This window comes from Streptomyces sp. NPDC047042 (genome assembly GCF_040644035.1).
GTDB lineage: Bacteria > Actinomycetota > Actinomycetes > Streptomycetales > Streptomycetaceae > Streptomyces.
Window position 1 is genome coordinate 71,856 of record NZ_JBEYVP010000032.1, and the last position, 26,262, is coordinate 98,117.

Below are 26,262 nucleotides of genomic sequence, written 5' to 3' on the forward strand. Positions count from 1 at the left end.
GTGGTCGCCATTTTTGCATTCACCCTCTTGACGCCGACCCGGCACCGGGTTTTTTATGACGTTGTCATTTTAAGCGCGGGTCGTCGTCACGCCTAGTAGTCTCCGCAGCCCGCATGCCGTCACCCCACTGCCCTTGCGCGGCCGTCCCGCCGTCATCAGCAGGCACAGCCGGACACCGGGTGGACCGCACCCCGTCACTTGCTCTGCCTTCCGGTTTGTCCGCCTACCTGCCCGAAGGGAACCCCCGATGCCACCAACCGCCGACGGCACCATCGAAACGAACTCCGAGCGAGGAAGCACGGACAGCCACGCCCACACCCTCAAGCCGGGTGTGCTCGGAGTGACCGCGGTGGCCTTCCTCGTCGTCTCGGCCGCCGCACCGCTGAATCTCCTGGCCGGCTACGGCCCCCTGGGCTACATGGTCGGCGGGCTCGGTGCCCCGGTCGGGTTCGTGCTCGCCGGCCTGGTGCTCGCCACGTTCGTCGCCGGTTTCATGGCGATGAGCCGGTACATGCACCGCCCGGGTACGTTCTACGCCTACGTCGAGCGCGGACTGGGCAAGGACCTGGGCCGCGGGGCCGCCGCGGTGGCGCTGATCTCCTACCTGGCGATCCAGGTGGGCGCGATGGGCATTCTGGCCACGGTCTCCCAGTCACTGATCGACAACTTCTTCGGCCTCCACGTCCACTGGGCGATCATCGCTGTCGTCCTCCAGGCGATCATCTGGTACCTGGGGCGGCGGGGCATCGACATCGGCACGAAGGTCCTGGGGGTCCTGCTGTTCGCCGAGATCGGCATCCTCGCCGTCATCGCCGTGTGCGTCCTGGTCAAGGGAGGCAGCAGCGAGGGCATCCACGCCGGTTCGTTCGCCCCGTCGAACGTCTTCACCTCCGGCATGGCGGCGTCGTCCGTCGTCTGGTTCGGCGCCTTCCTCGGTATCGAGTACACCGCGATCTACCGGGCGGAGACCAGAGACCCCGAGCGCACCCTTCCCCGCGCCGCATACGTCTCCCTGATCTTTCTGGCCGTCTTCTACTGCTTCGTCAGCTGGGCCATCGTCCAGGCTTTCGGCGACTCGGCCATCGCGACGGCGGCCGGTGACCACCCGACGGACATGGTCTACCTGGTCGCCGAACGCTACGTCGGCACCTGGGCGGGCGACCTGACGCAGATCCTGATGGTCACCAGCAGCATCGCCTCCGGCCTGGCCTACTTCAACGCCATCAGCCGCTACGGGCACAGCATGGCCGGCGAGGGCATGCTGCCCAAGAGGATGTCGCGCGTGCATCCCGTGTACCGCTCCCCGAACAACGGCAACCTGCAGGCCGTCATCACCGTCGGCGCGGTCTTCCTGTTCACCGTGGCCGGCCTCGACCCGTATTCGAACATGGTGGTCTGGATGAGCACGCCCGGTGTCCTCGGCATCATCGTGCTGATGACCCTGACCGCGGTGGCCGTCGTCTCCTTCTTCTGGCGCCGGCAGCAGTCCTCGCACGACCGCTGGATCATTGCGGTGTCCACCGTCTCCGCACTCCTGCTCGGGACGGTGACGTATCTGCTCATCGACAATGTCGCGCTCATGACCGGCAGCACGGGAGCCGTCAACACCTTCGCCGTCACGCTGCCGTTCGCCGCCTTGCTCCTCGTGGCGGTCGTCAGCCGCCTTCGAGGCGGGCGCGGTGCCGTCGCGGCCATCGACACCGACGCCTGACCCCGAGAACCGAAGGGAGCAACACCGCATGCACGCGCAAACCGTCTTCCTCGGAGGCCCCGTCCACACCGTGGACGCCGCCCGTCCCTGGTGCACCGCGGTGGCGGTCGTCGAGGGCCGCGTCGCCGCCGTCGGCCAGGAGCACGATGTACGGGATTTCATCGGACCGCGGACCGAAGTCGTCGACCTCCAGGGCAAGCTCCTGCTTCCCGGCTTCCAGGACGCCCACGTCCACCCCGTCTTCGCCGGCCTCCAACTCCTCGACTGCGACCTGGGCTCCGCGCGAAGCGCCGACGACTACCTCGCGGTCGTCGCGGACTACGCGGCGAGCCACCCCGAACGGTCCTGGATCAGGGGTGGAGGCTGGACCTTCACCGCCTTCGGCATGGCCATGCCCACCAGGGAGCAGCTGGACAGCGTGGTCAGCGACAGGCCGGTCTATCTCTCCGTACGGGACGTCCACAGCGCCTGGGTCAACAGCCGTGCCCTGGAACTGGCCGGCATCGACGAACGCACCGACGATCCCGCGGGCGGCCGGATCGAACGCGACGCGAACGGCCGCCCCAGCGGAGTCCTCCACGAGCAGGCCATGGAGCTGGTGGCACGGTTTCTCCCGGAGCCGACCATGGACGACCTCCGGGCCGCCCTCACCACCGCGCAGCGCCACCTCCATTCCCTGGGCATCACCGCCTGGCAGGACGCCCTCGTCGGTTCGTACGGAGGCCAGCCCGACCCACTCGACACATACCTCGACGGGGCACGCTCCGGCCTGCTGACCGCCCGGGTACGCGGCGCCCTCGGGTGGGACCCGGACCAGGGCCTCGAGCAGATCGGCTCGCTGCTCGAGCGCAGGGAACGCGGCCGAGCCGGCCGGTTCACGGCGGCCACCGTCAAGATCATCCAGGACGGCATCCCCGAGAACGGGACGGCAGCGCTCACCGACCCCTACCTCGACAAGTGCGGCTGCCCCACGGACAACCGCGGCCACTCCATGGTGGAGCCCGAACGCCTCAAACGTGCCGTCACGCAACTCGACGCCCACGGATTCCAGCTGCACTTCCACGCCATCGGAGACCGGGCGCTCACCGAGATCCTCGACGCCCTGGAACACGCCCGGAAGACCAACGGCGACACCGGGCTGCGTCACCACATCGCCCACCTCCAGGTCGTACGGCCCGAAGACGTCTCCCGCTTCCGAGCACTGGACGTCACCGCCAACATTCAGCCCCTCTGGGCCGCCCACGACGACCAGATGGACGACCTGTGCATCCCGGTCCTGGGCGAGCAACGCGCCGCCTGGCAGTTCCCCTTCGGGGATCTCCGGCGCGCCGGCGTCACCCTCGCCGCCGGCAGCGACTGGGGTGTCACCTCGGCCGACCCCCTCCTGGGCATCCACGTCGCGGTCAACCGCGTCCTGCCCGACGTACACGGCAAGCGTGAGGTGTTCCTCCCCGAGCAGCGTCTCGACCTGGCCGCCGCGATCCGCGCCTACACAGCAGGCAGCGCCTACGCCAACCACCTGGACGACACGGGCTCCATCACCGTCGGCAACCGCGCCGACCTGGTGTTCCTCGACCGCGACCCCTTCGACGGACCACCCGAGCACATCGCTCACACGCGAGTCCTGCGCACCTACATCGAGGGCACCCTCGTGCACGCCGTCGACTGACCCGCAGATCAACACCGCACTCCAACACATCGAGGTAGATTTTTTATGGCCCCCGCCATTCGTCCCCCCGAGACCGCCCAGGCATTGCCCCGTGAGGCGTACCTGTCGCAGGAGCACTTCCAGAAGGAACTAAAAAAGATCTTCTACTCGACGTGGCAGTACGCCGGACACGTCTCGGAGTTCCCGACGACCGGTTCCTACAAGCGCTTCGCCGTCGGCGACGTAGACCTCCTTCTGGTCCGTGCCGGCGACGGCGCGATCAACGCACTGCACAACGTGTGCCGTCACCGCGGGTCACAACTCGTCTCTGACGAGACCGGAACCTGCAAACGCGCCCTGACCTGCAACTACCACGGCTGGGCCTACAACCACGACGGCAGCCTCCGGGGCGCTCCCAAGATGGGCGAGGCCTTCGACAAGACCCAGTTCGGTCTGAAGCGCGCCCACACGGAGATCTGGAACGGCTGCGTCTTCGTCCACCTCGGCGACGAGACCCCCACCCCTGTCCACGCAACCCTCGCCGAGGTCGTCTGGCCCTACGCCGACCTCGACCGGGCCAAGGTCGCCGAGGTCGCCACCTACGAGGTGGAGACCAACTGGAAGATCTGCTGGGAGAACGCCCTCGAGTGCTACCACTGCGCGATCAACCACCCCGAACTCGTGCGCGTCTTCGACCAGGACGGCGACGCCGGCGGCGCCGACGGAGGCGAGGACTACGTCTACTTCGTCAACCCGCTCCTCGGCGACTCGCTCTCGGTGACGCGCTCGGGCCGGCTGGAGAGCAAGGTGCTCTTCGAGTGCACCACCCCCCTGGACGAGGCACGCGGCTTCTTCCAGTGGCACACGTCAACATTCGAGATGGTCGCCAGCCCGGACTGCGTCGCCGTGATGACCTACACGCCGCTGGCCCCCAACCGCACTCGCATCACCCAGACCTTCCTCGTACCCGAGAAGGCCGAAGCCGGCACGGACTACGACCCCGCCACACTCTTCGAACTGCACAAGCTGGCACGCGAACAGGACAACCAGCTCTGCACCTCGGTACAGAGGGGAGTCACCAACCCCGCCTACGTCCCAGGCCCCTTCAACGACATCTATGAGGTCGAGAACCTCCGCTTCCTGGACGTCTACTGGAAACTCATGGGCGACATCTCCAGCAGCGACTGACCGACAGGTTGAGAAGTCGTTTCTGAGGTCCGGGTGGCGCTGGGTGAGTGCGTTGCGCGGGACGCCGGCTTCCTGGGCCAGGGCGACGAGCGAGCGACGCCGGCTTCCTGCCTATGGGCCCCCACGCACGGTTCCCGGATCACTGCCTCGGACGGCGGCCGTCGGTGTCGGGAGTTTTGGTGAGTTCGGCGCGCAACTGGCTACGGGTGCGCACCAGAATCCGCCCGAGCATGTTCTTGCCGTTCCCGGTCCTGCCGCGACCCCAGTAGTGATCGGTGGTGGTGTCTTCGACGATCTCTTCGTCACCTGTGGACAGCAGAACGTCACAGATATCAGCATGCGCCCGGAACTTGGCTGCCACCGCACGGCGCATCACGTCGTCTTTGACCCGCTCCCAGTCCCTCCGCAGAGGTTGGGACGAGTCCCGCCCCAACTCCGCTGCCCGCAGCGGCGTGCGCGCCCGCCGGACGAGATCCGCATGGCGAGTGCCCTTGAACTTCTGCGCCTGGAAATAGTGCTCCGATGTTGGCCACCAGAGCCCGTCGAGGTCGAAGCCGTGATCGGAGAAGTTCGAGAAGCACCCGTAAGGGACTTCATCTGCGCCATAGAAGTAAATCGTCACACGAACCTCACGGGTGTTACGGAAACCCGCACCTTGCCAGGCATGCCCCAGCCCCGGCAACCAGTTTTCTTCGCCAGGGCCGCCCTTCACCACTACCTGGTGGGAGGCGGCCGGAGCGGAAGGGACGATCTGGGTAAAGATCGAACGCAGTACGGCGTACCTCCGGATCCGCGTTCACGCCCGTCACCCCATGCCTGCGCGTGTTCCATCAGGAGAAGCGCTATGACGCTCCCGGCCTCGGTGATCCGGCCGATTCGGACGGCCGTGGCGGCGGCGTCCAGCGTCCACCACTTCACCGTCATACCCGTCTCTGTGCCCTCCCGTTGAACTGTTCCCGGACGCAGATTGGTGGCCACGACCAGGTGCGTCCTCGCGCGGGTCGTCGCGGGCAGCGGATCGACAGTCGCCAGCAGACGCAGGTCACCAGCGACCTGCCCGGTCTCTTCCTCAAGCTCCCGCCGGGCCGCGTCAAGCGGGTCCTGTCCCGCGCAGCCGCCGCCCGGCAGGTGGAGTACACGCCGCTGCTGGAGGTAGAAGTCGTCCTCGACCAGAACGACCCGGCCCTCGTCATCCAGGGCAACCACGCGCACGCTGTCCTCGACGACCACGTGCTCGTAGACGCCGGCGACACCGTCCGGGCGCAGCACTTCGTCCCGGTGCAGCGAGAAGAACGGTCCTTCGTGCACCACCTCTGTCGATGTCCGTATCCATCCCCTCGACACCCCGGCCTCCCCTGACTCGCTGCGGCTGATCGCCTGAACACACCCACAGGGACCTGCTGATGATGCCCGGCACTCTTCTTGAGTCTTGAGCCAGATCCTCGAGCCCGGAGGCGTCAAGGCCGCGCAGGCCGCGCTGAAGGACCTCGCCACCATGTCTTGGTGGGACTATCCCTTGCCCTGCGCGGCTGTTTCGCCCTCATTGAGGAACGAGGCTACGCCGGACAGGGGCGCCGGGACGGTGGAGACGGTTGGCTACGGGAGATCCGCAGCAGGCAAAGCCGTACGCACTGCTGGGCAGGACTGGGAGCCGCCCGCTGTGGACGGTGTCCCTCGGGCACGGACGGCTGGCCTGTGTCGTGGGGCCGCTGCGAGCTCCGACGCACCGGTCACTCAGTCGGCAAGTCGTGGTGGTCCGCGCCGCTAGACCTCTGCACGGCTGAGGATCGGGTAACTGGTGGAGACGGCGACGCCCCACGGATGCCTGCGCTGCATTATGTGTCCGATGACGTAGTCGCTCTCGTCGATGCGGGGGAGGCTGCGGGCGAAGGGCTCGATGAGGACACCTACGTCACCCGTGTCCAGAGGACGTAGAGGGCCTACAGGGCACGCTGGGTCGTACCCGTGTACTAGGCGCTCCGGACTTCGCGCCGTCGATATCAGACGGTACGGGTGTCTCGTCGAAGGTCGGATACACCATTGGCGGTTGGGACACGGCGACAGATGCGCCTCTCGCGGATTACACGGGCGTTCGCATCGACGCATACAGCGACTCTCAGGTGTATGACCTGGACGGGTGCGGGCCGCCGATCAGTTCGCCGTTCCTCGAGTCGCCCAACGGTGAACACGCGGTCGCTGGAGCGCTTTTCACCTCAGGAAGCTCCGCGCAGTGTGTAGGAGGCGAGGGGCAGAAAACCGTGACGCTGCAAGCTGTTGCGGACGACGGCACTGCCGTTCCGGCGAACCTGTGCCAGGCAACGGCGAGACTGCACAGGGGTACAGGTTCCGAAGGCACATCGAATATTGCATGATCGACCCGTGCTGATCGAACTGGTGAAGGTCGCGAAGTTTCCCGGAACCTCCTGGCTGGCGGATGTCAGAACCGCGTTTGGCCACACTGCGGTCCGCTGGTGCGGGGACCGCACGGCAGAGCCTGGCGAATACCACGTCGAGTGGACCATCGACGAGGACATCGTCTGGGGGCGGAACGCCAAGTCGGCTGCTGGTATCGGCCCCGGGCTCCGGACCGGCGGGCACTGCGTTGTGGTGCGGGGCCGGTTGAGCCTCACAGAGGACGGTGCTGCCATGCTGGACCTGAACGGCGCAACTGTCCTGTTGGACCTCGCCGATCCGCTACCCGACGGTGTTGCCGGCACCTGGGTCGAGCTCTTCATCGAGCGCGAGAAGATCGCTGTCCATCCCTACGAACTCTGACCAGATAGATCATGGCGGGCGGCCTTGGGATCCATGCGAACGCGGGATCCACCAGCTCACCGCGCTGTTCGACGAGATCCTGCTCATTGATCTGGATGCGACCAGGAAACAGCGACACGCCGTCACCCGGGATCTACCGCCGTTCAGTCGACGAGCACTCCTCGTCCGAGGCCGTGCGTTGACCACTTGAACCCGCACCGATGAGAGGCGCAAGCGTCCTGCGAGCAACCGCGCGGTCGGGCCAGGAACTGAGAGTCCGGTGTCGCCGTCATACCTTGCTCGCGACCACCATGTAGTTCTCGGCCTCAAGATCGAACGTGCTCAGTTCGGTCTGGAGTCCGACCCGGTGCAGATCGACTTCGAGTTCCTCGTACCGGTAGGGCCAGCAGGACAGCACTTCCGAGCGGACAAGAACCAACCCGGTCGCATCAACTTGCGCGATCGCAATCTCGATGTGGTGCTCCTCCGTCCAATGCGGCGCAATCTCCCAGCGGTAGACCACCATGGCATCGCGACCGTTCCGGCGGACGAGTCGGTCACTGATCTCCAGCCGGGAACCTCTGGCCCTCACGAGTTCCCAAGTGCGGGATGTGAGTACCAAGCGCCCGCCGGGGCGCAGAAGCCGTGACATCGACTCCAGAGCAGCCCGCCTGCCTGTCGCGCCCGTGGCATGGTGAAGCGAGTTGCCAACGCAGAACACCATGTCGAACGTGTTGTCCTGGAAATGCTCGGGCAGCTCTTCCCAGTTCGCCCGTACGGCCCGGACGGATGCCCCGAACTTCTCAGCCAACTCTGCGGTCCGACGAACCATCGCCTCGCTGGCGTCAGTTGCGACAACCTGCATGTCACGGCCGGCCAGGCCAACCGCCAACTGTCCTGTTCCGCAAGAACAGTCGAGGACGTGAGCGTTCGACGGCAGAAGATTGAGGACGTCGTCGAACGACGCAGCGAACTCGGCTGGAGGCAACTTCGCATCCGAGATGAGCCATTCGTACACCTCGGCAAGCACGTCATAGCCTGTCACAACCACTACCTCCGTCACGCGGCAGACTCACGGTAGGACGTCAGTCCATCAGCGTGGAAGCTGAAAATTCTGCGGTGTTCATCGAGCAGTCGCACCTGGCCGGCGCCGAAGCCGCAGCCGAAGACGAGGTCGACTTCGGCGAGGTCGCGGTCCGCCCACAGGAGAGCCTGCGGCACATCGCCGACAGGAAACAGCAAGTCGAAGCCTGCGAACCCAAACCGAACGAGGTGAAGACGGGGTTACCGCCCTTGGTTAGGCGATCACGCCGCCGCGATGGTCTGGCCCTTTAGCCATCCCCCGGTCTGGAAGCCCTGTCCAAGCACCCGGCACCTCCGGAGCCACAAGCCCGAGCGCTGCCCGGTTGTCCGGCCTCAGTACCATCCACGGGTGTCTTGGATACGACGTCGTAAGCGCAAAGAGGAATCACCGGCGAACCGGCTGCCCGACCTGGAGTTCCTCGCGCTGGTGAGACGCGGGCTCGAAGAGCTCGCGCCCGGCGTGACGCAGGGCGCCCAGCTCAAGGGGAACTCGTTGAGCAGCCCGCATGGTTGGGCCGTGGGCGTAGCCCCGCCGCATCACGGGGGCGGCCACCACTACGACCTCGTCGCGCTACCGGACGTCGGTCTTCAGCCGGACGTGCCGTGTTTCATGGACTGCGTTGTGTCGATGTCTGCCGATCCCCAGGATGCAGCGAACACGTGGGTGCAGACGGCAGGCGCGTGTCTGCTGGAACTCCTCGACCGCCGCGAGCGTTTCGCGGACCACGCGGGCCCCGACGACGAGCGTGGCGTGCCCGGCTGGCACGTGATCACGTCGGGCGCGGTCGGTCTCGGACACGATGTCGACGAGAACCGGCGGCTTCAGGGCGCGCTGTTGGAAGCGAACCTGCTGCACCGGATCGCGGACTCGTTCACCGCGGACCTGGAATCGCCATTCTTCAACGGAGTCAAGGTCTTCTATGGCGGCAGCCCTGGCGCTATGCAGGCTGAGATCCGCGTGAACGGTGAGCGTCACGAGGCCGCATCGGCAGCGATGGCGGCGCTCGGACTGCCCGAGCCAACAACGTTCACAGCGGTTCGGTTCTATGCGTTGCTGCTGCCGGTATTGGCGGGCAGCGGCGAGCCGAGCTATCCGACGGTCCGGCTCGATCTCGCTTCCGCCTCCGCGCACGCCAATGCCAATGCCCACAGCCATGGCGCCGCCTGCGTCTGCGCCTGCGCCTGCGATTGCGGCGGCCACCTCGACCCGGAGCACCCCGGCTTCGACCTGGCCCTGCCTCACCTGGTGGCCGAGCTCTCGGAAGAAGAACGTAGGCGCCGCGTGAAGTCGGACACGGGCATGATCATCATCGCGGAGGGCGTTGGCAACTTCCTCAAGGTCCGCCTCCCGATCCGTCTGGACGACGGACGCACGGTGGTCTACCTCGCCTGGGTCTACCTCGAGGCAGCCGTGATCGAAGACTTCGTGCAGCGGGTCCACAACGACGACCTGGCCGGTCACCGCTTCGAGGGCCTGCTGTGCAATGCCATCGGCCCCTGGGGCGAGGGCGTCCTGCGAGCCCCCGTCGTCCTCGGCGGCCAACGGATCAACGAGGACGGCTCGGTCCGCCCCAGCGAGGTTCTGGAGTCCACCGACCCCCTGCTCAGCAAGGTACTGAGCGAGAGCTGGCCCGCCGAGTTCGTCCTCGGCGACCGCTTCCGCCGCTCGCCGTCAAGCTAAGGGGTTGGCAGGGGAAGGCCTTGGGCGTTGTGCTGGCACGGCAAGAAGCCGCCGCCATGAGCCCTCGCCGCCGGATGAGTGAACAGGCCACCGAAGCCGCCGTCGACCAGGCATGCCGGGTCCTGCGACTGCCCCCAGAACACCAACTACCCAGATCAGATGCCCTCTTTGAGCTGTCACCCCCGCCCCCTGCGTCTCTGACCGCCCCTACCCCTCCTTCCTGAGGACGATGTCGAAGCTTGCCGATGTCCACGACCCTTCCAGCCGGCGGCCGCCCGGTGTCGGCGTTCCCGGCTGGTGGCGGTCGAAGGGGCGGACGAGTGACTCCTTCACGCCGAATACCGAGTCGCCGGCCAAGCCGGGATCGCCCGCGACGAAGATGTGCGTGGTGAGCGGGTGGAAGCCGGGTGCGGTCACCTTGAAGTGGAGGTGCGAGGCCCGCATCGGTGAGCGGCCGGCGTGCTGGAGGAGCCGGCCGACGGGGCCGTCGTCGGGGATCGGGTAGGGCGTGGGTGTGAGCGCCCAGAACCGGTAGCCGCCCTCGGCGTCGGCGAACAGGTGCGCTCGTCCGGCCAGGGCACCGTCGTCGTACTGGACGTCGTACATGCCGTCGTCGTCGGCTTCCCACACCTCGATGCGGGCCCCGGGGACGGGGGTGCCGTCGGTGTCCGTGACCGTGCCGGTGACCCACGACGGCTCGCCCTTCGCACCGCCCGCGATGTCTCCGCCGAGTTCGATCTCGGGCGAGTCCTGGACGAAGAAGGGGCCGAGGACCGTGGACTCCGTCGCCTCGCCGTGGTCCGGTTCGTTCACCGCGACCGTGAGCATGGAGATGCCGAGGACGTCGGAGAGGAGGACGAACTCCTGTCGGGTGTCGGTCGTGATGTGACCGGACGCGGTCAGGAACTCGATCGCCGCGCCCCATTCGGCTTCGGTGAGCCGGGTCTCGCGCACGAACGCGTGGGCGTGCCGTACGAGCGCCTGCATGACCTCGCGGAACCGTTCGTCCTTCGCGGTGTCGAAGCTCGCGACGACCTGGTCGGTGAGTTGCTGTTCCGTAGTCTCAGGCATGTCAGTCTCAGTCCTCATGGTTGCTCTTGGTGCCACGGGCGGTGACCGGTACCGGCACCGGGGTGTCGCCCCGGTACGCGCGGCCGAGCAGCTCGCGCATCTCGTCGCGGTCGACCGGGCGCGGGTTGGAGTGGGGCACTTGGGCCATGACCAGGTCGGCGGCCCGGTCGAGATCCGTTTCGGGCAGGCCCAACTCGTGGAGTGAGGAAGGGGGTTCGAGCCGCGCGTACAGGGCCAGCAACGCGCCGAAGGGGTCGGTGCGTTCGTCGAGTGCGGCTCCGAGGTGGCTGGCCGCTTCGGGCGCCGCCGCCAGGTTGAGGCCGACCACGTGCGGCAGGACCACCGAGTGGAGGGCGGCGTGTTCGAGGTCGTACGCGCCCCCGAGGACGTGACACACCTTGTGGTGCAGCCCGGAGCCGGCTCCCGCGAAGGCGACCGCGCCGAGGTAGGTGCCGAAGAGGATCTCGCGGCGGGCCGCGACATCCTGGCCGTCGGCGACGATGCGCGGCAATGCGGATGCCAGCGAGCGGACGCCCTCGACGGCCAGCGCGGAGCTGATCGGATTGTGGCGGGGCGCCCACCACGCGTCGACACAGTGGGCGAGGGCGTTGAGGCCGGACGTCACCGACAGCCTCGTCGGCAGGGACAGCATGAGTGTGGCGTCGTAGACGACGACCCGGGGGAGCACCTTCGGGTCGACGCCGGTGCGCTTGTGGCCGTCCTCGGTGAGGCCCCACACGGGGGTGGCCTCGGAACCGGCGTAGGTCGTCGGGACGGCGAGGATCGGCAGCCCGGTGGTGAGTGCCGCGGCCTTGGCGGTGCCCGTCGTCGACCCTCCGCCGACGCTCAGCAGCAGGTCGGCCCGGTGCTCGTGGACCGCGGACCGCACGGCCTGCGCCACCTCGGCCGGCACGTGCGGCCGGACGCCGCCGAAGACCGCCACGACCGGGATGCCCTTGCAGATGTCCTCGGCCAGGGCCCGTTCCCCCTCGGCCGAGATCACCAGGACCCGGCTCGCGCCGAGCCCGGCGACCGCGGCGGCCACGTCCTCGCGGACCGTGCCCGAGCCGAAGACGACCCGCTGGCCCCAGGATTCGTAGACGACCGGCGATTCATAGACGACCGGCGAAGCGGCGTCGGTCACGCCTGCACCGTCCGCGCCCGGGGTACGGCGCCCGCCGCGAACGCCCCGACGAGCGCGGGGACGGCGAAGGCGTAGAAGGCCCATTCGACGTCCGCGCCCGAGCCGAGGACGAACGCGCCCAGGGACGGGCCGGCGATCGCGCCGAAGCGGCCGATGGACAGGGCCCACGCGAGGCCGTTGCCGCGGACGGCGTCCGGGTACCGGGTCACGATGAACGCGTTGCCGAGGATCTGCGAACCGATGAACCCGAACCCGCTGATGAACATGAGGACGAACATGACGGGCGTCGGCGGGCGGGTGCTCATCGCGATCAGGCTCACCGTGCCGACGAGGAACGCGACGACCACGACACGCTTGGCGCCGAGCGCGTCCGCGACCCGTCCGCCGACTATGGCCCCGACACCGACGCCCAGCCACATCGCCGCCGTCTGCAGCAGCGCCGAGCCGAGGGAGAAGCCGGCGGCCTGCATGATGCTGGGCAGCCAGGTGCTGATGCCGAAAACGAGCAGGAGCCCGCAGAAGGACATGGCCCAGAACAGCAGGGTCGACACCGCGAGGCCGCCCGTGAGCAGCGATCCGAGGCCGAGCATGCGGCCGGGGTCCGACGTCGGCGCGACGACCGACGGGGCGAGGCCGAGCCGCTCCTCCACCGCTCTCGCCTCGGCCGCGCGGCCCGTGCGGTGGAGGTGGAACGGGCTTTCCGGGAGCCGGAGGACGAGCGGTACGGCCAGGAACACGGGGAGCACGCCGATCACGTACAGCCAGCGGTACGAGACGTCGGGGAGCAGAGCGGTGCCGAGCAGCGGGGAGAGCAGGGCGCCTGCCGCGTAGCCGCTCATGACCAGGGTGACGTTGCGGCTGCGGCGGCCCGGCTCGCTGAGGTCGGCGACGTAGGCGTTGATGGTCGGCAGTACGACGCCGAGGCCGAGGCCGACGACGAGGCGTCCGGCGCCGAACGACGGGACGCCACCGGCGAAGGTGCAGACCGCCATCCCGAGCGAGAACACGGTGCTGCCGACGAGCAGGAGCCGGCGTGGGCCGGTGCGGTGGAGCAGGGCTCCGGCGAGGGCCGCGCCGATCAGCATCCCGATGCCGACGAGGGAGCCGATCGTGCCTGCCTCGGCCTTGTCGATGCCGAGTGCGGGGTCGCCGAGGATCGCGGGGACGGTGACGCCGTACACGGCGAGGTCGTAGCCCTCGAGGGACGCGACGACCCAGGCGGCGATCAGCATGAACGTGCTCGCGGACACTCTGTGGACCTGCGGGCGGACGGCGGCGGGTGCGGTCATGGCCGGATCCCTTCTCCAGCTGTGGCAGGAGCCTGTACCGGCTCGACTGCTGAGGCAAGTGTGGTCAGGAGCGCCGGGACGTCGGAGAGGACGCCCACGGTGCCGAGGATGTAGAAGTCGGGCCGCCACAGCACGGCTGCGCGGCCGGTCTCGTCGAACCAGCGTCCGTAGACGCCGCCGACGTCGGTGATCCCCTCCGTGGTGAGGCGGCGGTCGGGGAGGTGATGGACGGCCACGCCGAGACGGGCGGCCGCTTCCGTGGTCGAGGCGTCGAGCGAGGCGCCGGCCCGGCCGTCGACGAGGAGCACGAATCCGCGCCCGAGAACCTCGTCGAAGAGCCCTTCGGCGCCGTGCGACTCCACCCGGCCCTGCGGCATCAGGTGCCCGGCCTGCGGCGACCCGTCGTGCAGGCCGGGGCCGAGGCCCGGGAAGCGCATCCTCTCGGGGCGCCCGTCCGCCTCGCGAAGCGCGATCAGGCGGGCGTCCCGCTCGGCGGCGGCCACCGGATCGCGCATGGTCTGTACCCGGCCCAGTTCGATGCCCTTGGCGATGATGGCCCGCACATGCGGCTCGCGTTCGCTCTGGTAGGTGTCCAGGAGCGTGTCGTCGGCGCCGCGCAGCACGGCGTCGAGCTTGAAGGCGATGTTCTGGGCGTCACGGATGCCCGAGCACATGCCCTGTCCGAGGAACGGCGGCATCTGATGGGCCGCGTCCCCGGCGAGCAGGACCCGGTCGCTGCGCCAGCGCTCCGCGACGAGCGAGCGGAACGTGTACGTGGCGACGCGGACGAGTTCGGCCTGGGAGCGGCCGACGTGGTCGGCGACCCGTGCCCACACCCGGTCGGGCTCCCGCTCGACGGGGAAGGAGTCCGCCGAGTCGAGCATGAAACTGAACCGGTGGTGCCGGGGGCCCAGCGAGATGATCGACACCGGCTGCTTCGGGTCGCACACCTGACGGGCCTTGGGAAGGTCAGTGGGACCGGTCAGTCGGAAGTCGCAGACCATCCACGGCTCGGAGAACCCGTAGTCCTCCTGCCCGACGCCGAGCCAGGTGCGGGTGAAGCTGTTGCCGCCGTCGCAGGCGACGACGTACCGGGCCGAGACGGCCGTGTCGCTTCCCTCGACCTGGATGTCCACGCCGTGGTGCGTGCTTCGCAGGCCGCTGACCCGGGAGTCCATGCGGATCTCGACGTTTGCGAGGCCGCGGACCAGGCCGTCGAGGGTGTCCTCCAGATAGGGCTGGTACATCATGTACCACTCCGCCCAGCCCTGGCCGCCGACGGCGGCGAAGTCGTGCTCGATGAGGAGCTCGCCCGCGCCGTTGCGCCACTCGTAGTTGCGCTGGACGTGCAGGGTGGGCAGCAGATCGCGGGAGATTCCGAGGCGGTCGAAGGTCCGCATCGTCTCGTCGTCGAAGATGGCGGCGCGCGGAAGGTTGTAGAGGGTCGGGTAGCGCTCCAGGACGACCACGTCGTGGCCCGCCTGGCCGAGCAGCGCCGCGGTGACCATGCCGACGGGCCCGTAACCGATGACGGCGACGTCGTACACGTGCGTTCCCTTCCGCTCAGACACCCGCGAGTGCGGGCGTGGTGGTCGTGGTGGTCGTGGTGGTGAGGCCGAGGAGCTTCTCGGCGTTCCGGTGGCCGATCTTGAGCCGGTCGGCGTCGCTGATCGGGGCGTCCCGCAGGAACGTCGTCGCCGTCTCCATGTCCTCGAAGGGGTAGTCGGTGCCGAAGAGGATGTGGTCGGCGCCCATCGACAGCAGGGCGGTGATCAGCGGGGCGGGGGAGCAGACGCCGCTGGTGGTGATGTAGAGGTTGTGCCGGATGTACTCCGAGGGGCGCCCGCGCTCGAGCTCGATGCCGTGGTGCGCGTGGAACTCCCAGCGGGAGTCCATGCGCCACATCACGTAGGGCAGTCCCTCTCCCATGTGGCCGAGGAGCAGCTTGGCGTTCGGGAAGTCGTCGAAGACGCCGCCGAAGATCAGTCGCAGGGCGTGGGTGGCGGTGTCGATTCCCCAGCTCCACATCGGTCCGACGAGTTCGGGGTGACCGGAGAGCACGTGCGCGGTGTCGACGCCGTTGGCGGGGTGCAGATAGAGCGGTACGTCGAGGTGCTCGGCGCGCTCCCAGACGACGCGCAGGGCGGGGTCGTCCAGGTACCTGCCGTGGGTGTGCGCGTTGACGAGGGCGCCGCGCAGTCCGAGTTGGGTGACCGCGCGTTCCAGTTCGTCGGCGGCGGCCTTGGGGTCCTGGAGGGGGAGAGCGGCGAAGCCGGAAAAGCGGTCGGGGTGCTCGGCGATGACACCGGTGAGGAAGTCGTTGACGGTGATCGCCTGGCGTACGGCGGAGGCCGGGTCCTTCTCCGCCTGCAGACCGGGTGAGTTCAGTGAGAGCACCTGCATGTCCAGGCCCGCGGCGTCCATGCCGGCGAGGCGTTCCTCGGTGAGGTCGAGTAGCCGCCGGGAGGCCTCGGCCCACGCTTGGGGCTGGGCGATGGAGGCGGTGGAGGCGCCGTGGCCCACCAGGTCAGGGGTCACGAAGTGTTCTTCGAGGCCGATCAGCTTCATCGCGGAGTTCTCCTCGGAGGGATCTTGTATGCCGGATCTCGTACGCGGGATCTCGTACGCGGGCCTCGTTCTGCCGTTGAGGTCCCGGGGGCAAGGCGGGGTGCGGCGGCGCCGGGCTCGGTGTGAGTGGCCGGGCGGATGGGATGCGCGGGTGTGTGCGCCGGAGGACGAGTGGCTCCGGGCGGCTGCGAGACGGGCCGCCGGTGGGGCGGGGAGGTCGGGGGAGGTGACCGCCACCGCTCCCGCAGTTCACCAGAACGTAACGCGTTCCGCAATAGTGAATGTAGATCGATTGTATCGGCCGCCTCGATAGGCTGACCGCGTTCATGCACCGGCAGGGGAGAAGGCTGCGCTGTGACCACGACAGACCCCAGGGAGAACGGGGAGCGGCAGGGCATCCAGTCCGTCGAGATGGCGATGAAAGTCCTGCTGGCGCTGGAGAGCGGCGGCGGTGCGCTGAGCCTGTCGGCGATCGCACAGGCGAGCGGCATGCAGCCCAGCAAGGTGCACCGCTACCTCGTCAGCCTCGGCCGTATCGGTCTGACCTCGCAGGATCCCGCCTCGGGCCTCTACGACTTTGGGGCCGCGATGCGTCGCATGGGCGCCGAGTCGCTGCGCCGCACCAACGAGGTTGCGGTGGTGAGCGGCCACGCGGTACAGCTCCGCGACCGCACGGGCCACTCGGTGAACCTCGCGGTGTGGGGGGACCGCGGCCCCATCGTGGTGAGCTGGGCGTACGGCACCCGCCCGCTGCCCCTGACGGTGCGCGTCGGCGCCACGCTTCCCCTGCTCACGTCGTCCGTGGGCCAGGTCTTCCTGGCGCACCTGCCCGAGAGTCTCACGGACGAGGTGCTGAGCGGAGAGCTCCAGGGCCGGGAGGCGGAGTGGACTAGCGAGCGCCTCGCCGCCACCCGGGCGCGGATCCGAGGCGAGGGACACGTCGTGACGCACAGCGGCGTGATCCCGGGCATCATCTCGGTCGCCGCGCCGGTCTTCGCGGCAGGCGACCCGCTGCCGCTCGCCGTCTCCGTCGTCCTGCCCGAAAGCCTGGGCACACCGGACCACCTGGCCGAGGTGACCGAGGAACTGCGCGACACCGTGGCCGCGGCCTCGCACGAGCTGGGGTATCTGCCGTAGAGACCCTTACGGGTAGAGAGCCCTACGGGTAGAGGGCCCTACGTGAGGGGACGCGGGCCGGCCACCTCGTCGTAGTAGGACTCGGCGGCGGGGCCGAGGACCTCGTGGGCCTCCAGGAACATCTCGTGCGCCTCGTGGCCCACCCAGCCCGCGGGAAGGAGATCGGTCGGCAGGTCCGGGTCGCGGAAGGGGAACTTGCGGTAGTCGTAGGTCAGCCGCATGCGCTCGACCATCGCCTCCTCGGGGCTCAGGTGCCCGGCCCGGTACGACGGCATCCGGCTGCGGTAGGTGCGCAGCAGCTCCCGGTAGTCCTCGTTGAGGGCGGCGAGGTCCCAGCCGCGCGCCGCCATCTCGCGGTCCACGGGCAGACCGCCCGACTGGCAGCGCAGGGTGTCCAGGCGTACCGCCGGCTCGTCCGCGAACTTCTCCCGGACCTGCTGGAGCCGGTCGTGCGGGGAGACGTAGGTGGACGGGGCCAGGGGGCCGAAGCCCAGCCAGGCCAGCTCCTTGCGGATGCGGTCGCGTACGCCGCGCTCGGTCTCGGGGACCGAGTAGATGACCATGTGCCAGTGCCGGTCCCAGTCGGACGGGGCCCGGTCGAAGATGCGTGCGCGGCCCTCGTCGAGGAGCTGGAGGCTGCGCCTGTTGAGCGTGTAGACCGTCTCCCTGCCCTCGCGCCGGACGTCGAACCAGTCCTCCTTGCGCAGCCGCGCGAGGACCACCCGCACCGTGCTCTCGCCGACACCGAAGCAGCCCATCAGCGCGCTGAGGGTACGCAGCCGAGCGGCGCCGCCGCGGTAGCGGACGTAGTCGCCGAACAGGTCGAAGACGATCGATCGAGGCTTCACGGAACCGACTATGCCACAGGGACGACCGTCACAAGGACCAACCGTCGGGCTGGACAGAGGCTTGGTTTCGCTGGAGAAACAGCCCCTCTGAAGCGCAACAAATTATTCACGCCCGTGCATCCATTGACACGAGATGTGTCCGGGCCTGAGTCTGGGCCTGTACTCGACGTGGAGGCAGAAGCCATGGTTACTCGGATCGCTTGCGTGGGAGGCGGCCCCGGTGGGCTGTTCTTCGCAGCGCTCATCAAGCAGGCCGATCCGTCGGTCGAGGTGACGGTCTTCGAACGCAACCGCGCGGAGGACACCTTCGGCTTCGGCGTGGTGTTCTCGGACGCGACCCTGGCCTCGATCCACGCGGCCGACCCCGTGCTGCGCACGGCTCTCGCGGACCACGGCCGGCACTGGGACGACATCGAGGTGCGGCTGAAGGGGCAGCGGATCCGGTGCGGTGGCAACGGCATGGCCGCCATCACCCGCAGGACCCTGCTCCACCTGCTGCACCGGCGGGCCGAGGAGGTCGGGGTCGAGCTCCGGTTCAGCCACGAGGTTCCCGCCGATCCGGCCGAGCTGGCCGACTACGACGTGATCGTGGCCGCCGACGGGGCGAACTCCCGGCTGCGCGACCGCCTCGCCGACGTGCTGGTGCCGGAGGTGGAGGTCGCGACCGCGAAGTTCATCTGGTTCGGCACGGACTATCTCTTCGACGGCCTGACCTTCGTCCACGAACACGGCCCGCACGGCACATTCGCCGTGCACGGCTACCCGATCAGCGACAGCGTGAGCACCTTCATCGTCGAGACGGACGAGGAGTCCTGGCGCAGGGCGGGCCTGGACGAGTTCGACACAGCGGTGCCGCCCGGCCCGAGTGACGAAAAGAGCAAGGCGTACCTGGAGAAGCTCTTCGCCGAACAGATCGACGGGCACGAACTGCTGGTCAACAACTCCCGCTGGGGCAACTTCCGCACCCGGCGCACCAAGCGCTGGCACAGCGGCAATGTCGTCCTGCTCGGCGACGCCGCGCACACCGCGCACTTCTCCGTCGGCTCCGGTACGAAGATGGCCCTGGAGGACGCCGTCGCCCTCGCCGACAGCCTCATCGCGCACCGCGACGACCTGCCGAGCGCCCTGGAGGCGTACGAGGCGGCCCGGCGCCCCTCGGTGGAGAAGATCCAGGGCTCCGCCCGGCCGAGCCTGTCCTGGTGGGAGCACTTCGGGCGCTACCACGACGCGTTCGAACCGACGCAGTTCGCCTTCCACTTCATCTCCCGCAGCATCGGCAAGGGACGCATCGCGCGCCGCGACCCCGAGTTCATCGACCAGGTCGTACGGGACTGGCGGGCGGCGCACGACGGACGCGACCCCCTGGACACCCCCTTCAGGGAGTTCGGCGGACGGCGGCTGACCTCCCAGGAGGTCACGGCGCTGCGCTCCAGCGGATGCCGGTGGCTCACCGCACCCGAGGATGAGACGCAACTCCCTGAGATCTACGCCGAGTTGGCCGACACCCCGAGTGGTGACGATCCGCCGGACCTGGTCGCCGTACAGGGCGGAACCCCGTTCACCCGGTCGCTGCTCGCCGAGCAGGCCCGGCTAGTGCACGGCGTCCCCGTACTGATCGTGGAGGACGCGATGGACGACGATCGCGCGGAGACGTTGCTGCTGTCCGGGCGCGCCGACCTGGTGGCGGGAGAGCGGGCATGAGCACCGATCTGACGCCGCTCTTCGCGCCCGAGGGCGTGGTCGTGATCGGCGCCTCCCGGCAGAGCGGAAAGCTGGGCGCCGCCATGGCCCGCTCGCTGGCCCCCTTCCCCGGCGCCCGCGCCCTGGTCAACGCACGGCGCCCGGAGCCCGGCGAGGGCGTGTACGCGTCGGTCGCCGAAGCAGCCGCACACACCGCCGGACGGCTCGACCTGGCCGTGCTGTGCGTGCCCGCCGCCGGCTGCGCCGACGCACTGGCCGAAGCGGCCGCCGCCGGCTGCCGGGCAGCGCTGGTCTGCGCCGGCGGTTTCGGTGAGGCGGGCCCGGAGGGCGAGGCACACGCGGACGCACTGCGCCTCGTCGCCCAGGAGACCGGGATCCGGCTGCTCGGACCGAACACCTCCGGATTCTTCGCCCCCCACCTGGGCCTGACGGCCAGCTTCGTGCCCGCGGCGGGGCAGCTCCCGGCCGGGGACATCGCGGTGGTCGCTGCCAGCGGAGGCGTCAACCACGCGCTTTCCTTCGACCTGGTCGCCGCCGGCAACGGCATCAGCCTCGGCGTCGGCATCGGAGCAGGCCTCGGCGTCACCGCCGCCGACGTCCTGGCCCACCTCGCGGGAGACAGCCGTACGACGGCCGTGGCGCTGCATCTGGAGACGGTGCCGGACGGGCGAGAGCTGGTGGAGGCCGTACGGCTGGCGGCAGGCGTCAAGCCGGTCGTGGCCCTGGTCGTCGGCCGCAGCGACGTCGGTGACTTCGCCCGGTCGCACACCGGAGCGCTCGCCACCTCCTGGCGTACGACGCGGGCCGCGCTGCGGCAGGCCGGGGCCGTGGTCGTGGACGACGAACGGGAGATGGTGGACGCGCTCACCGCGCTGTCCCGCATCCAGTTGCGTCCCCATCCGGACCCCGGACTCGCCGTCGTGACCGCCCAGGCCGGGCCGGGGCTGCTGCTGGCGGACCGGGCGGGCGCCGACGGCGTCCGGATGCCGGAGCTGGCCGGGACCACGCAGCGGGCGCTGGGTGAACTGCTGCCCCCGCTCACCTATCAGCGCAACCCGGTCGACACGGGACGGCCCGCCGAGACCTTCGCGCGCGTGCTGGAGACGACGGCCACGGATCCGGCGGTGGACCTGCTCGCCGTCTACGCCCTCACCGAGCCCGACAGCGTCGACCTCGCCTCGGCCGCCCAGGACGCCGGACTCGGTACCGACTCCCCGGCCGTGGTGGTCGTCGGCGGCCTGCCCGAGGACGTAGCCGAACAGCGGGCGCGGCTGCACAAGGCGGGAATTCCGGCGCTGACCGGACCCGCTTCCGCCGCCAACGCCGTACGGGCGCTGGTGACGCATGCCCGACAGCGTGCCGTGCCCACAGGCAAGGCCATCGACAAGGCCATCGGCAAGGCCACCGACGGGTTGCGGCAGGAGCCGGCCCCCAGCGTGCCGCCCGGCCCGCTGGACGAGGACGCCGCCAAGACGTTCCTCGCCTCGCTCGGCATCCGCACCCCCAAGCGCCTCGCCTGCGACACCCGTGCCGATGCCCACCACGCCCTGCGCCTGCTGGGCGGGCCCGTCGCGGTCAAGGTGCTCGACGCCGCGGTCCTCCACAAGACGGAGATCGGCGGAGTCCACCTGGGCGTGCGCACCCCCGACGAACTCGACGCGGCCCTGGACGCCATCGGACCCGACCGCCGCTACCTGGTCGAGGCCATGGCCCCGGCCGGCGTCGACCTCGTGCTCGGCGCGCGCCGCGACCCCGTGTTCGGGCCGGTCGTCCTCGCCGGGCTGGGCGGCACGGCCGCCGAGGCGCTGGCCGACGTGGCGATCCGGCTCGCCCCGCTCTCCGTCGCCGAGGCCGCTCAGATGCCCGGCGACCTGGCCGCCCGCGCCCTGCTCGACGGCTGGCGCGGCGGGCCGGTGCTCGATCGCGCCGAGTTCGGGCGGGTCGTCTCGGCACTTGGCGCCTGCCTCGCCGCGAGTCCCGGCACCGCCGAGATCGAGATCAACCCGCTGCGGCTCACGGCCGACGGACTGATCGCGCTGGACGCCGTGATCGTCCCCACCGCTTCCCCCGAACAGGCCGCACAGGCCGCCCAGGCCGCACAGGACCGTTAAGGAGAACGACCATGCCCAGGCCGAGCAGCAAAGGCGCTGTGCCCTGGCCCGAGGAGTACGCCAGGCGCTACGCCGACAAGGGCTACTGGGAGGGCCACACGATCGGCGACCGGCTCCACGCCGTCGCCGACGCCACTCCCGACACGGTCGCACTCGTCGACGGCGAGCTTCGGCTGACGTACCGTCAGCTCGCCGAGCGCGCGGACGCCGTGGCACTGCGGCTGGCCGCGCTGGGGCTTCGCCCGGACGACCGACTGGTGGTGCAGCTGCCGAACACCGCCGAGTTCGTGATCCTCGCCTACGCCTGTCTGCGTCTCGGCGTGATCCCGGTGATGGCACTGCCGGGACACCGCCGACACGAGATCGGCCACCTGGTCGAGCACAGCGAGGCCGTGGCCATCGCGGTACCGGACGTCCTCAAGGAACACGACCACCAGGCGATGGCCTTCGAGGTCGCCGAAGGCTCACCAACCCTCAAGCATGTCCTGGTACTCGGCGACAAGGTCGGCGACGACGCCGTGGACCTGCGGGAGTTGTGCGCCGCGCCCGGCACGCCGACGGACCGGGCCACCGTGGACGGGTACCGGCCGGACAGCCGCTCGATCGCCGTCTTCCTGCTTTCCGGCGGCACCACCGGACTGCCCAAACTGATCACCCGCACCCACGACGACTACCTCTACAACGCCCGCCGCAGCGCCGAGGTCTGCGCGTTCGGCGCCGACACGGTCTACTTCGCCGCGCTGCCTCTCGGGCACAACTTCCCGCTCGCCTGCCCCGGTTTGCTGGGCGCGCTGCTGAACGGCGGCCGGGTGGTGCTGGGTTCGCCCAACCCGGAGAAGGCGTTCCCGATCCTCGAACGCGAGGGCGTCACGGCTTCGGCGCTGGTCCCGGCCATCGCCCTGCGCTGGCTCGACCACCACCGGGAAAACCCCGGAACCGACCTGAGTTCGCTCAGACTCCTCCAGGTCGGCGGCTCCCGGCTGGCCGACCATGTCGCCCGCCGGGTGCGCCCCGAACTGGGCTGCACCCTCCAACAGGTGTTCGGCATGGCCGAAGGCCTGCTCAACTACACGCACCTGGACGACCCCGAAGACATCATTTGTACGACGCAGGGGCGCCCCATGTGCGAGGACGACGAGCTCCTCGTCGTCGACGAACTGGGCAACCGGGTCCCCGACGGCGTCCCGGGGGTGCTGCTCACCCGAGGGCCGTACACGCCGCGCGGCTACTACTGCGCCGAGGAGCAGAACGCCCGCGCCTTCACTGAGGACGGCTGGTACCGCACCGGCGACATCGTGCGGCTGCTGCCCGACGGCAACCTCGTCGTCGAGGGCCGCGACAAGGACATGATCATCCGGGGCGGGGAGAACATCTCCGCCGAGGAGATCGAGAACTTCGCGTACCAGACGCCCGGAGTCGCCCGCGCCGCCGCCGTGGCGATGCCCGACGCACAACTGGGGGAGCGCGTCTGCCTCTACGTCGTACCGGAACCGGGACACACGGTCGCCCTCGACGACATCCACCACGTCATGGACAACGCGGGCATCGCCCGCTTCAAGTTCCCCGACCGGCTGGTGACGGTCCCCGAACTCGCCGCCACCAAGGTCGGAAAGATCGACAAGAAGGCCCTGCGGGCCGACATCGCGCGCCGCCTCGACACCGAAGGAACCTCCGATGACCAGTGACTCCGTCATAGCCCCGGAGGAGACGGACCCCGAACTCCGCAAGCTGTACGACGGCTTCGCCTCCGCGGGGCTCATCCCTCTGTGGACCGAGATCGGCAACCTGATGCCGCTCACCCCGCAGCCCGAGGCCGCCGCGCACGTCTGGCCGTGGGACACGCTCCTCCCGCTCGCCCGCAGGGCCGGCGACCTCGTGCCGGTCGGGCGCGGCGGTGAGCGCCGCGCCATAGCGCTCGCCAACCCGGGCCTGCCCGGCCGCCCGTACGCGACTCCCAATCTTTGGGCGGCGGTTCAGTACCTCGGCCCGCGCGAGGTCGCCCCCGCACACCGTCACTCGCAGGGCGCCTTCCGCTTCGTTCTGGAGGGCGAGGGCGTGTGGACGGTCGTGGGCGGCGACGCGGTCGAGATGCGCCCCGGCGACCTTCTCCTCACCCCGTCGATGCACTGGCACGGTCACCACCACGTCGGCGACGCGCCGATGGTCTGGCTCGACGGTCTCGACATCCCGCTCGTGCACCGCCTGGACGCCGGGTTCTTCGAATTCGGCGAGGACGGCGTCTCGGACCGCTCCACCCCGTCCCGCTCACGCAACGAACGCCTGTGGGGCCACCCGGGACTGCGCCCGATCGCAGCCTCCAGCACCCCCGACTCCCCGCTCATGGCCTACCGCTGGGCCGACACCGACGACGCCCTCACCGCCCAACTGGAGCTGGAGGACGAGGGACACCCCGGCGTCATCGAGCCCGGGCACGCCGGTATCCGCTTCACCAACCCTGCCACCGGCCGCGACGCCCTCACCAGCCTGCGCACCGAGATGCACCGCCTGCGCCCGGGCACCACCACCGCCACCCGCCGCACCGTCGGCTCGTCCGTCTGGCAGGTCTTCCGCGGCAGCGGCACCGTCACACTCGACGACCGCGAGATCGAGGTGTCCGACGGCGACCTGATCGCGGTCCCCTCCTGGTGCGCCCTCACCATCGCCGCCGACACACGGCTCGACCTGTTCACCTTCAACGACGCGCCGCTCTACGAGGCACTGAACCTCGCCCGCACCGAAACGACCGGGAGCACCTCCGCATGAAGCTCGCCACCATCCGTACCGCCGACGGCACGGCGGCCGTCCGCCTCGACGGCGACCGTGCCGTGGAGATGGGCGCCCCCGACGTCGCCGCCCTGCTGCGCCGCCCCGACTGGCGTGCGCACGCGGACGCCGCCGACGGACCGGCGCACGACGTGGCGGCCCTCGACTTCGCCCCGGTCGTCACCACCCCCGCCAAGATCTTCTGCGTGGGCCACAACTACCGCACCCACATCGCGGAGATGGGCCGCGAGATGCCGTCGTACCCCGCGCTCTTCGGCAAGTTCGCCAACGTCCTGCTCGGCGCCCGCGACGACATCGTCCACCCGGGTGAGACGGAGGAACTCGACTGGGAGGCCGAACTCGGTTTCGTCATCGGTTCGCGGCTGCGCCGTCGGGCGACCAAGGAGGAGGCGGCGGCCGCGATCGCCGGCTACACCGTCGTCAACGACATCTCCATGCGGGACTGGCAGTGGCGTACCCCGCAGTGGCTGCAGGGCAAGGCGTGGGAGGCCAGCACGCCGGCCGGGCCCTGGCTGGTGACCGGCGACGAGATCGACGACGCGGCCGACCTGGAGATCCGCCTGGAGGTGGACGGGCAGGTCATGCAGCGCTCACGCACGTCCGACCTGCTGTTCACCCCGGCGGACATCGCCGCGTACCTCAGCACCTTCACGACGTTGGAGCCGGGCGACCTCGTTCTCACCGGCACCCCGGGCGGGGTCGGCGCGGCCCGCGACCCGAAGGTGTTCCTGAAGCCAGGCCAGGTCGTACGGACCGTCGTCGAGGGCATCGGGGAGTGCGTGAACACGGTCGTCGAGGACAAGGCGTGAGCAGACCGGAACGGGTTCTCGAGTGGGTCGAGGACGGCCAGCACCGGCTGCTGGCGGCCATCGACGCGATGCCGGACGACGCGGTCACCGCACCGTCCGCGCTGCCCGGCTGGACCCGCGGCCATCTGCTCACCCACCTCGCCCGCAACGCCGACGCCCTGGTCAACCTGCTGACCTGGGCCCGGACGGGGATTCCGGCACCCATGTACACCTCGCCGGACCAGCGCGCCACGGACATCGAGGCGGGCGCCGGACGCCCGCTCGCCGAACAGCGGGCGGACGTACGGGAATCCGCCGCGCGTTTCCGGAAAGCCGCCGAGGCGCTCTCGGCCGACGCCTGGTCGGCCACTGTCGTGAGCGGCCAGGGCCGTGAGATCCCGGCGTCGGAGGTGCCGTGGCTGCGGGCCCGCGAGGTGTGGATCCACCTGGTCGACCTGCGGGTGGGCGTCGGCATGGACGCGTTGCCTCCCGGCTTCGCCCGAGCCCTCGTACGCGATGTGGCCGGGTGGATGTCGGCCCGCGTCGAGCCGGGCATCGGCGCCGAGTTGGCGATGGAGGGCCACGGCACCGTCGTACTCGGCACGCCCGTCCCGGGCGCCACGGTCACCGGACCGCCGCACACCCTGGCCTCCTGGCTCACCGGCCGGGGCAGCATCCAAGAGCTGCGTGAGCGGCGTGAGCTGCGTGTCACGGGTGAACTCCCGGACATTCCACGCTGGTTGTGAACCCAGTCCC

22 protein-coding genes are annotated in these 26,262 nt (G+C 69.6%); 13 read left to right on the forward strand and 9 right to left on the reverse strand.

Annotated elements, in window-relative coordinates; all coding sequences use genetic code 11:
- Positions 1-247: 247 nt before the first annotated feature.
- Genes ABZ855_RS32995 through ABZ855_RS33005 form a run of 3 tightly spaced genes read left to right on the forward strand, consistent with a single transcriptional unit; the run spans position 248 to position 4,547 of the window.
- Positions 248-1,711, forward strand: coding sequence for an APC family permease (locus ABZ855_RS32995; protein ID WP_360813180.1), 1,464 nt, complete (start codon positions 248-250; stop codon positions 1,709-1,711).
- Positions 1,712-1,739: 28 nt separating this feature from the next.
- Positions 1,740-3,380, forward strand: coding sequence for an amidohydrolase (locus ABZ855_RS33000; RefSeq protein ID WP_360813182.1), 1,641 nt, complete (start codon positions 1,740-1,742; stop codon positions 3,378-3,380).
- Between the two features lie 45 nt (positions 3,381-3,425).
- Positions 3,426-4,547 (forward strand): aromatic ring-hydroxylating dioxygenase subunit alpha, encoded by a 1,122-nt coding sequence (locus tag ABZ855_RS33005; protein WP_360813184.1) that lies wholly within the window; start codon positions 3,426-3,428, stop codon positions 4,545-4,547.
- 139 nt (positions 4,548-4,686) lie between these two features.
- On the opposite strand, the gene ABZ855_RS33010 is transcribed toward ABZ855_RS33005, so the two are convergent.
- Together ABZ855_RS33010 and ABZ855_RS33015 are read right to left on the reverse strand one after the other, a co-directional pair.
- On the reverse strand, positions 4,687-5,262 hold the full coding sequence (locus tag ABZ855_RS33010; RefSeq protein ID WP_360813186.1) for an NADAR family protein: 576 nt from the start codon (positions 5,260-5,262) through the stop codon (positions 4,687-4,689).
- The gene (locus tag ABZ855_RS33015) at positions 5,262-5,858 is read right to left on the reverse strand and encodes an NUDIX hydrolase (protein ID WP_360813188.1); all 597 of its coding nucleotides are present in this window, start codon (positions 5,856-5,858) and stop codon (positions 5,262-5,264) included. Before ABZ855_RS33015 ends, ABZ855_RS33010 begins: the two co-directional genes overlap by 1 nt.
- Before the next feature lie 1,068 nt (positions 5,859-6,926).
- On the opposite strand from ABZ855_RS33015, the gene ABZ855_RS33020 reads away from it, so the two are divergent.
- Positions 6,927-7,322, forward strand: a complete 396-nt coding sequence (locus ABZ855_RS33020; protein WP_360813190.1) for a hypothetical protein — start codon at positions 6,927-6,929, stop codon at positions 7,320-7,322.
- Positions 7,323-7,590: 268 nt separating this feature from the next.
- Here the strand turns inward: ABZ855_RS33020 and ABZ855_RS33025 are convergent, their stop codons facing one another.
- Positions 7,591-8,346 carry a class I SAM-dependent methyltransferase gene (locus ABZ855_RS33025; RefSeq protein WP_360813192.1) on the reverse strand — a complete coding sequence of 252 codons (756 nt, stop codon included), beginning with the start codon at positions 8,344-8,346 and terminating at the stop codon, positions 7,591-7,593.
- Positions 8,347-8,420: 74 nt separating this feature from the next.
- Between ABZ855_RS33025 and ABZ855_RS33030 the strand changes: the two genes are divergently transcribed.
- Together ABZ855_RS33030 and ABZ855_RS33035 are read left to right on the forward strand one after the other, a co-directional pair.
- Entirely contained in the window at positions 8,421-8,636 is a 216-nt protein-coding gene (locus ABZ855_RS33030; protein ID WP_360813194.1) for a hypothetical protein, read from the forward strand.
- Between the two features lie 97 nt (positions 8,637-8,733).
- Positions 8,734-10,065: a DUF6348 family protein gene (locus tag ABZ855_RS33035; protein ID WP_360813196.1), complete on the forward strand. Its 1,332-nt coding sequence runs from the start codon at positions 8,734-8,736 to the stop codon at positions 10,063-10,065.
- A gap of 207 nt (positions 10,066-10,272) precedes the next feature.
- Here ABZ855_RS33035 and ABZ855_RS33040 read toward each other — a convergent pair whose 3' ends face one another.
- Genes ABZ855_RS33040 through ABZ855_RS33060 form a run of 5 tightly spaced genes read right to left on the reverse strand, consistent with a single transcriptional unit; the run spans position 10,273 to position 16,137 of the window.
- Positions 10,273-11,136: a dioxygenase gene (locus ABZ855_RS33040; RefSeq protein WP_360813198.1), complete on the reverse strand. Its 864-nt coding sequence runs from the start codon at positions 11,134-11,136 to the stop codon at positions 10,273-10,275.
- Positions 11,137-11,143: 7 nt separating this feature from the next.
- Complete coding sequence (locus ABZ855_RS33045) at positions 11,144-12,280, reverse strand: maleylacetate reductase (RefSeq protein WP_360813200.1); 1,137 nt, start codon at positions 12,278-12,280, stop codon at positions 11,144-11,146.
- Positions 12,277-13,569 (reverse strand): MFS transporter, encoded by a 1,293-nt coding sequence (locus ABZ855_RS33050; RefSeq protein ID WP_360813202.1) that lies wholly within the window; start codon positions 13,567-13,569, stop codon positions 12,277-12,279. The genes ABZ855_RS33045 and ABZ855_RS33050 overlap by 4 nt, the downstream gene beginning before the upstream one ends.
- On the reverse strand, positions 13,566-15,116 hold the full coding sequence (locus ABZ855_RS33055) for a bifunctional 3-(3-hydroxy-phenyl)propionate/3-hydroxycinnamic acid hydroxylase (RefSeq protein ID WP_360813204.1): 1,551 nt from the start codon (positions 15,114-15,116) through the stop codon (positions 13,566-13,568). Before ABZ855_RS33055 ends, ABZ855_RS33050 begins: the two co-directional genes overlap by 4 nt.
- Positions 15,117-15,132: 16 nt before the next feature.
- Entirely contained in the window at positions 15,133-16,137 is a 1,005-nt protein-coding gene (locus tag ABZ855_RS33060; RefSeq protein ID WP_360813206.1) for an amidohydrolase family protein, read from the reverse strand.
- Between the two features lie 354 nt (positions 16,138-16,491).
- On the opposite strand from ABZ855_RS33060, the gene ABZ855_RS33065 reads away from it, so the two are divergent.
- The gene (locus ABZ855_RS33065; protein WP_360813208.1) at positions 16,492-17,274 is read left to right on the forward strand and encodes an IclR family transcriptional regulator; all 783 of its coding nucleotides are present in this window, start codon (positions 16,492-16,494) and stop codon (positions 17,272-17,274) included.
- A 38-nt stretch (positions 17,275-17,312) separates the two neighbouring features.
- Here ABZ855_RS33065 and ABZ855_RS33070 read toward each other — a convergent pair whose 3' ends face one another.
- Positions 17,313-18,122, reverse strand: a complete 810-nt coding sequence (locus ABZ855_RS33070; RefSeq protein ID WP_360813209.1) for a PaaX family transcriptional regulator C-terminal domain-containing protein — start codon at positions 18,120-18,122, stop codon at positions 17,313-17,315.
- 183 nt (positions 18,123-18,305) lie between these two features.
- On the opposite strand from ABZ855_RS33070, the gene ABZ855_RS33075 reads away from it, so the two are divergent.
- From ABZ855_RS33075 to ABZ855_RS33100, 6 genes are read left to right on the forward strand one after another with little or no spacing between them, the layout of a single operon-like run.
- Positions 18,306-19,823, forward strand: a complete 1,518-nt coding sequence (locus tag ABZ855_RS33075) for an FAD-dependent monooxygenase (RefSeq protein WP_360813211.1) — start codon at positions 18,306-18,308, stop codon at positions 19,821-19,823.
- On the forward strand, positions 19,820-21,934 hold the full coding sequence (locus ABZ855_RS33080) for an acetate--CoA ligase family protein (protein ID WP_360813212.1): 2,115 nt from the start codon (positions 19,820-19,822) through the stop codon (positions 21,932-21,934). Before ABZ855_RS33075 ends, ABZ855_RS33080 begins: the two co-directional genes overlap by 4 nt.
- An 11-nt stretch (positions 21,935-21,945) precedes the next feature.
- The gene (locus tag ABZ855_RS33085) at positions 21,946-23,619 is read left to right on the forward strand and encodes an AMP-binding protein (protein WP_360813213.1); all 1,674 of its coding nucleotides are present in this window, start codon (positions 21,946-21,948) and stop codon (positions 23,617-23,619) included.
- Positions 23,609-24,697: a cupin domain-containing protein gene (locus ABZ855_RS33090; RefSeq protein ID WP_360813215.1), complete on the forward strand. Its 1,089-nt coding sequence runs from the start codon at positions 23,609-23,611 to the stop codon at positions 24,695-24,697. Before ABZ855_RS33085 ends, ABZ855_RS33090 begins: the two co-directional genes overlap by 11 nt.
- The gene (locus ABZ855_RS33095) at positions 24,694-25,527 is read left to right on the forward strand and encodes a fumarylacetoacetate hydrolase family protein (RefSeq protein WP_360813216.1); all 834 of its coding nucleotides are present in this window, start codon (positions 24,694-24,696) and stop codon (positions 25,525-25,527) included. The genes ABZ855_RS33090 and ABZ855_RS33095 overlap by 4 nt, the downstream gene beginning before the upstream one ends.
- On the forward strand, positions 25,524-26,252 hold the full coding sequence (locus ABZ855_RS33100; protein WP_360813218.1) for a maleylpyruvate isomerase family mycothiol-dependent enzyme: 729 nt from the start codon (positions 25,524-25,526) through the stop codon (positions 26,250-26,252). The genes ABZ855_RS33095 and ABZ855_RS33100 overlap by 4 nt, the downstream gene beginning before the upstream one ends.
- Positions 26,253-26,262 lie beyond the last annotated feature (10 nt).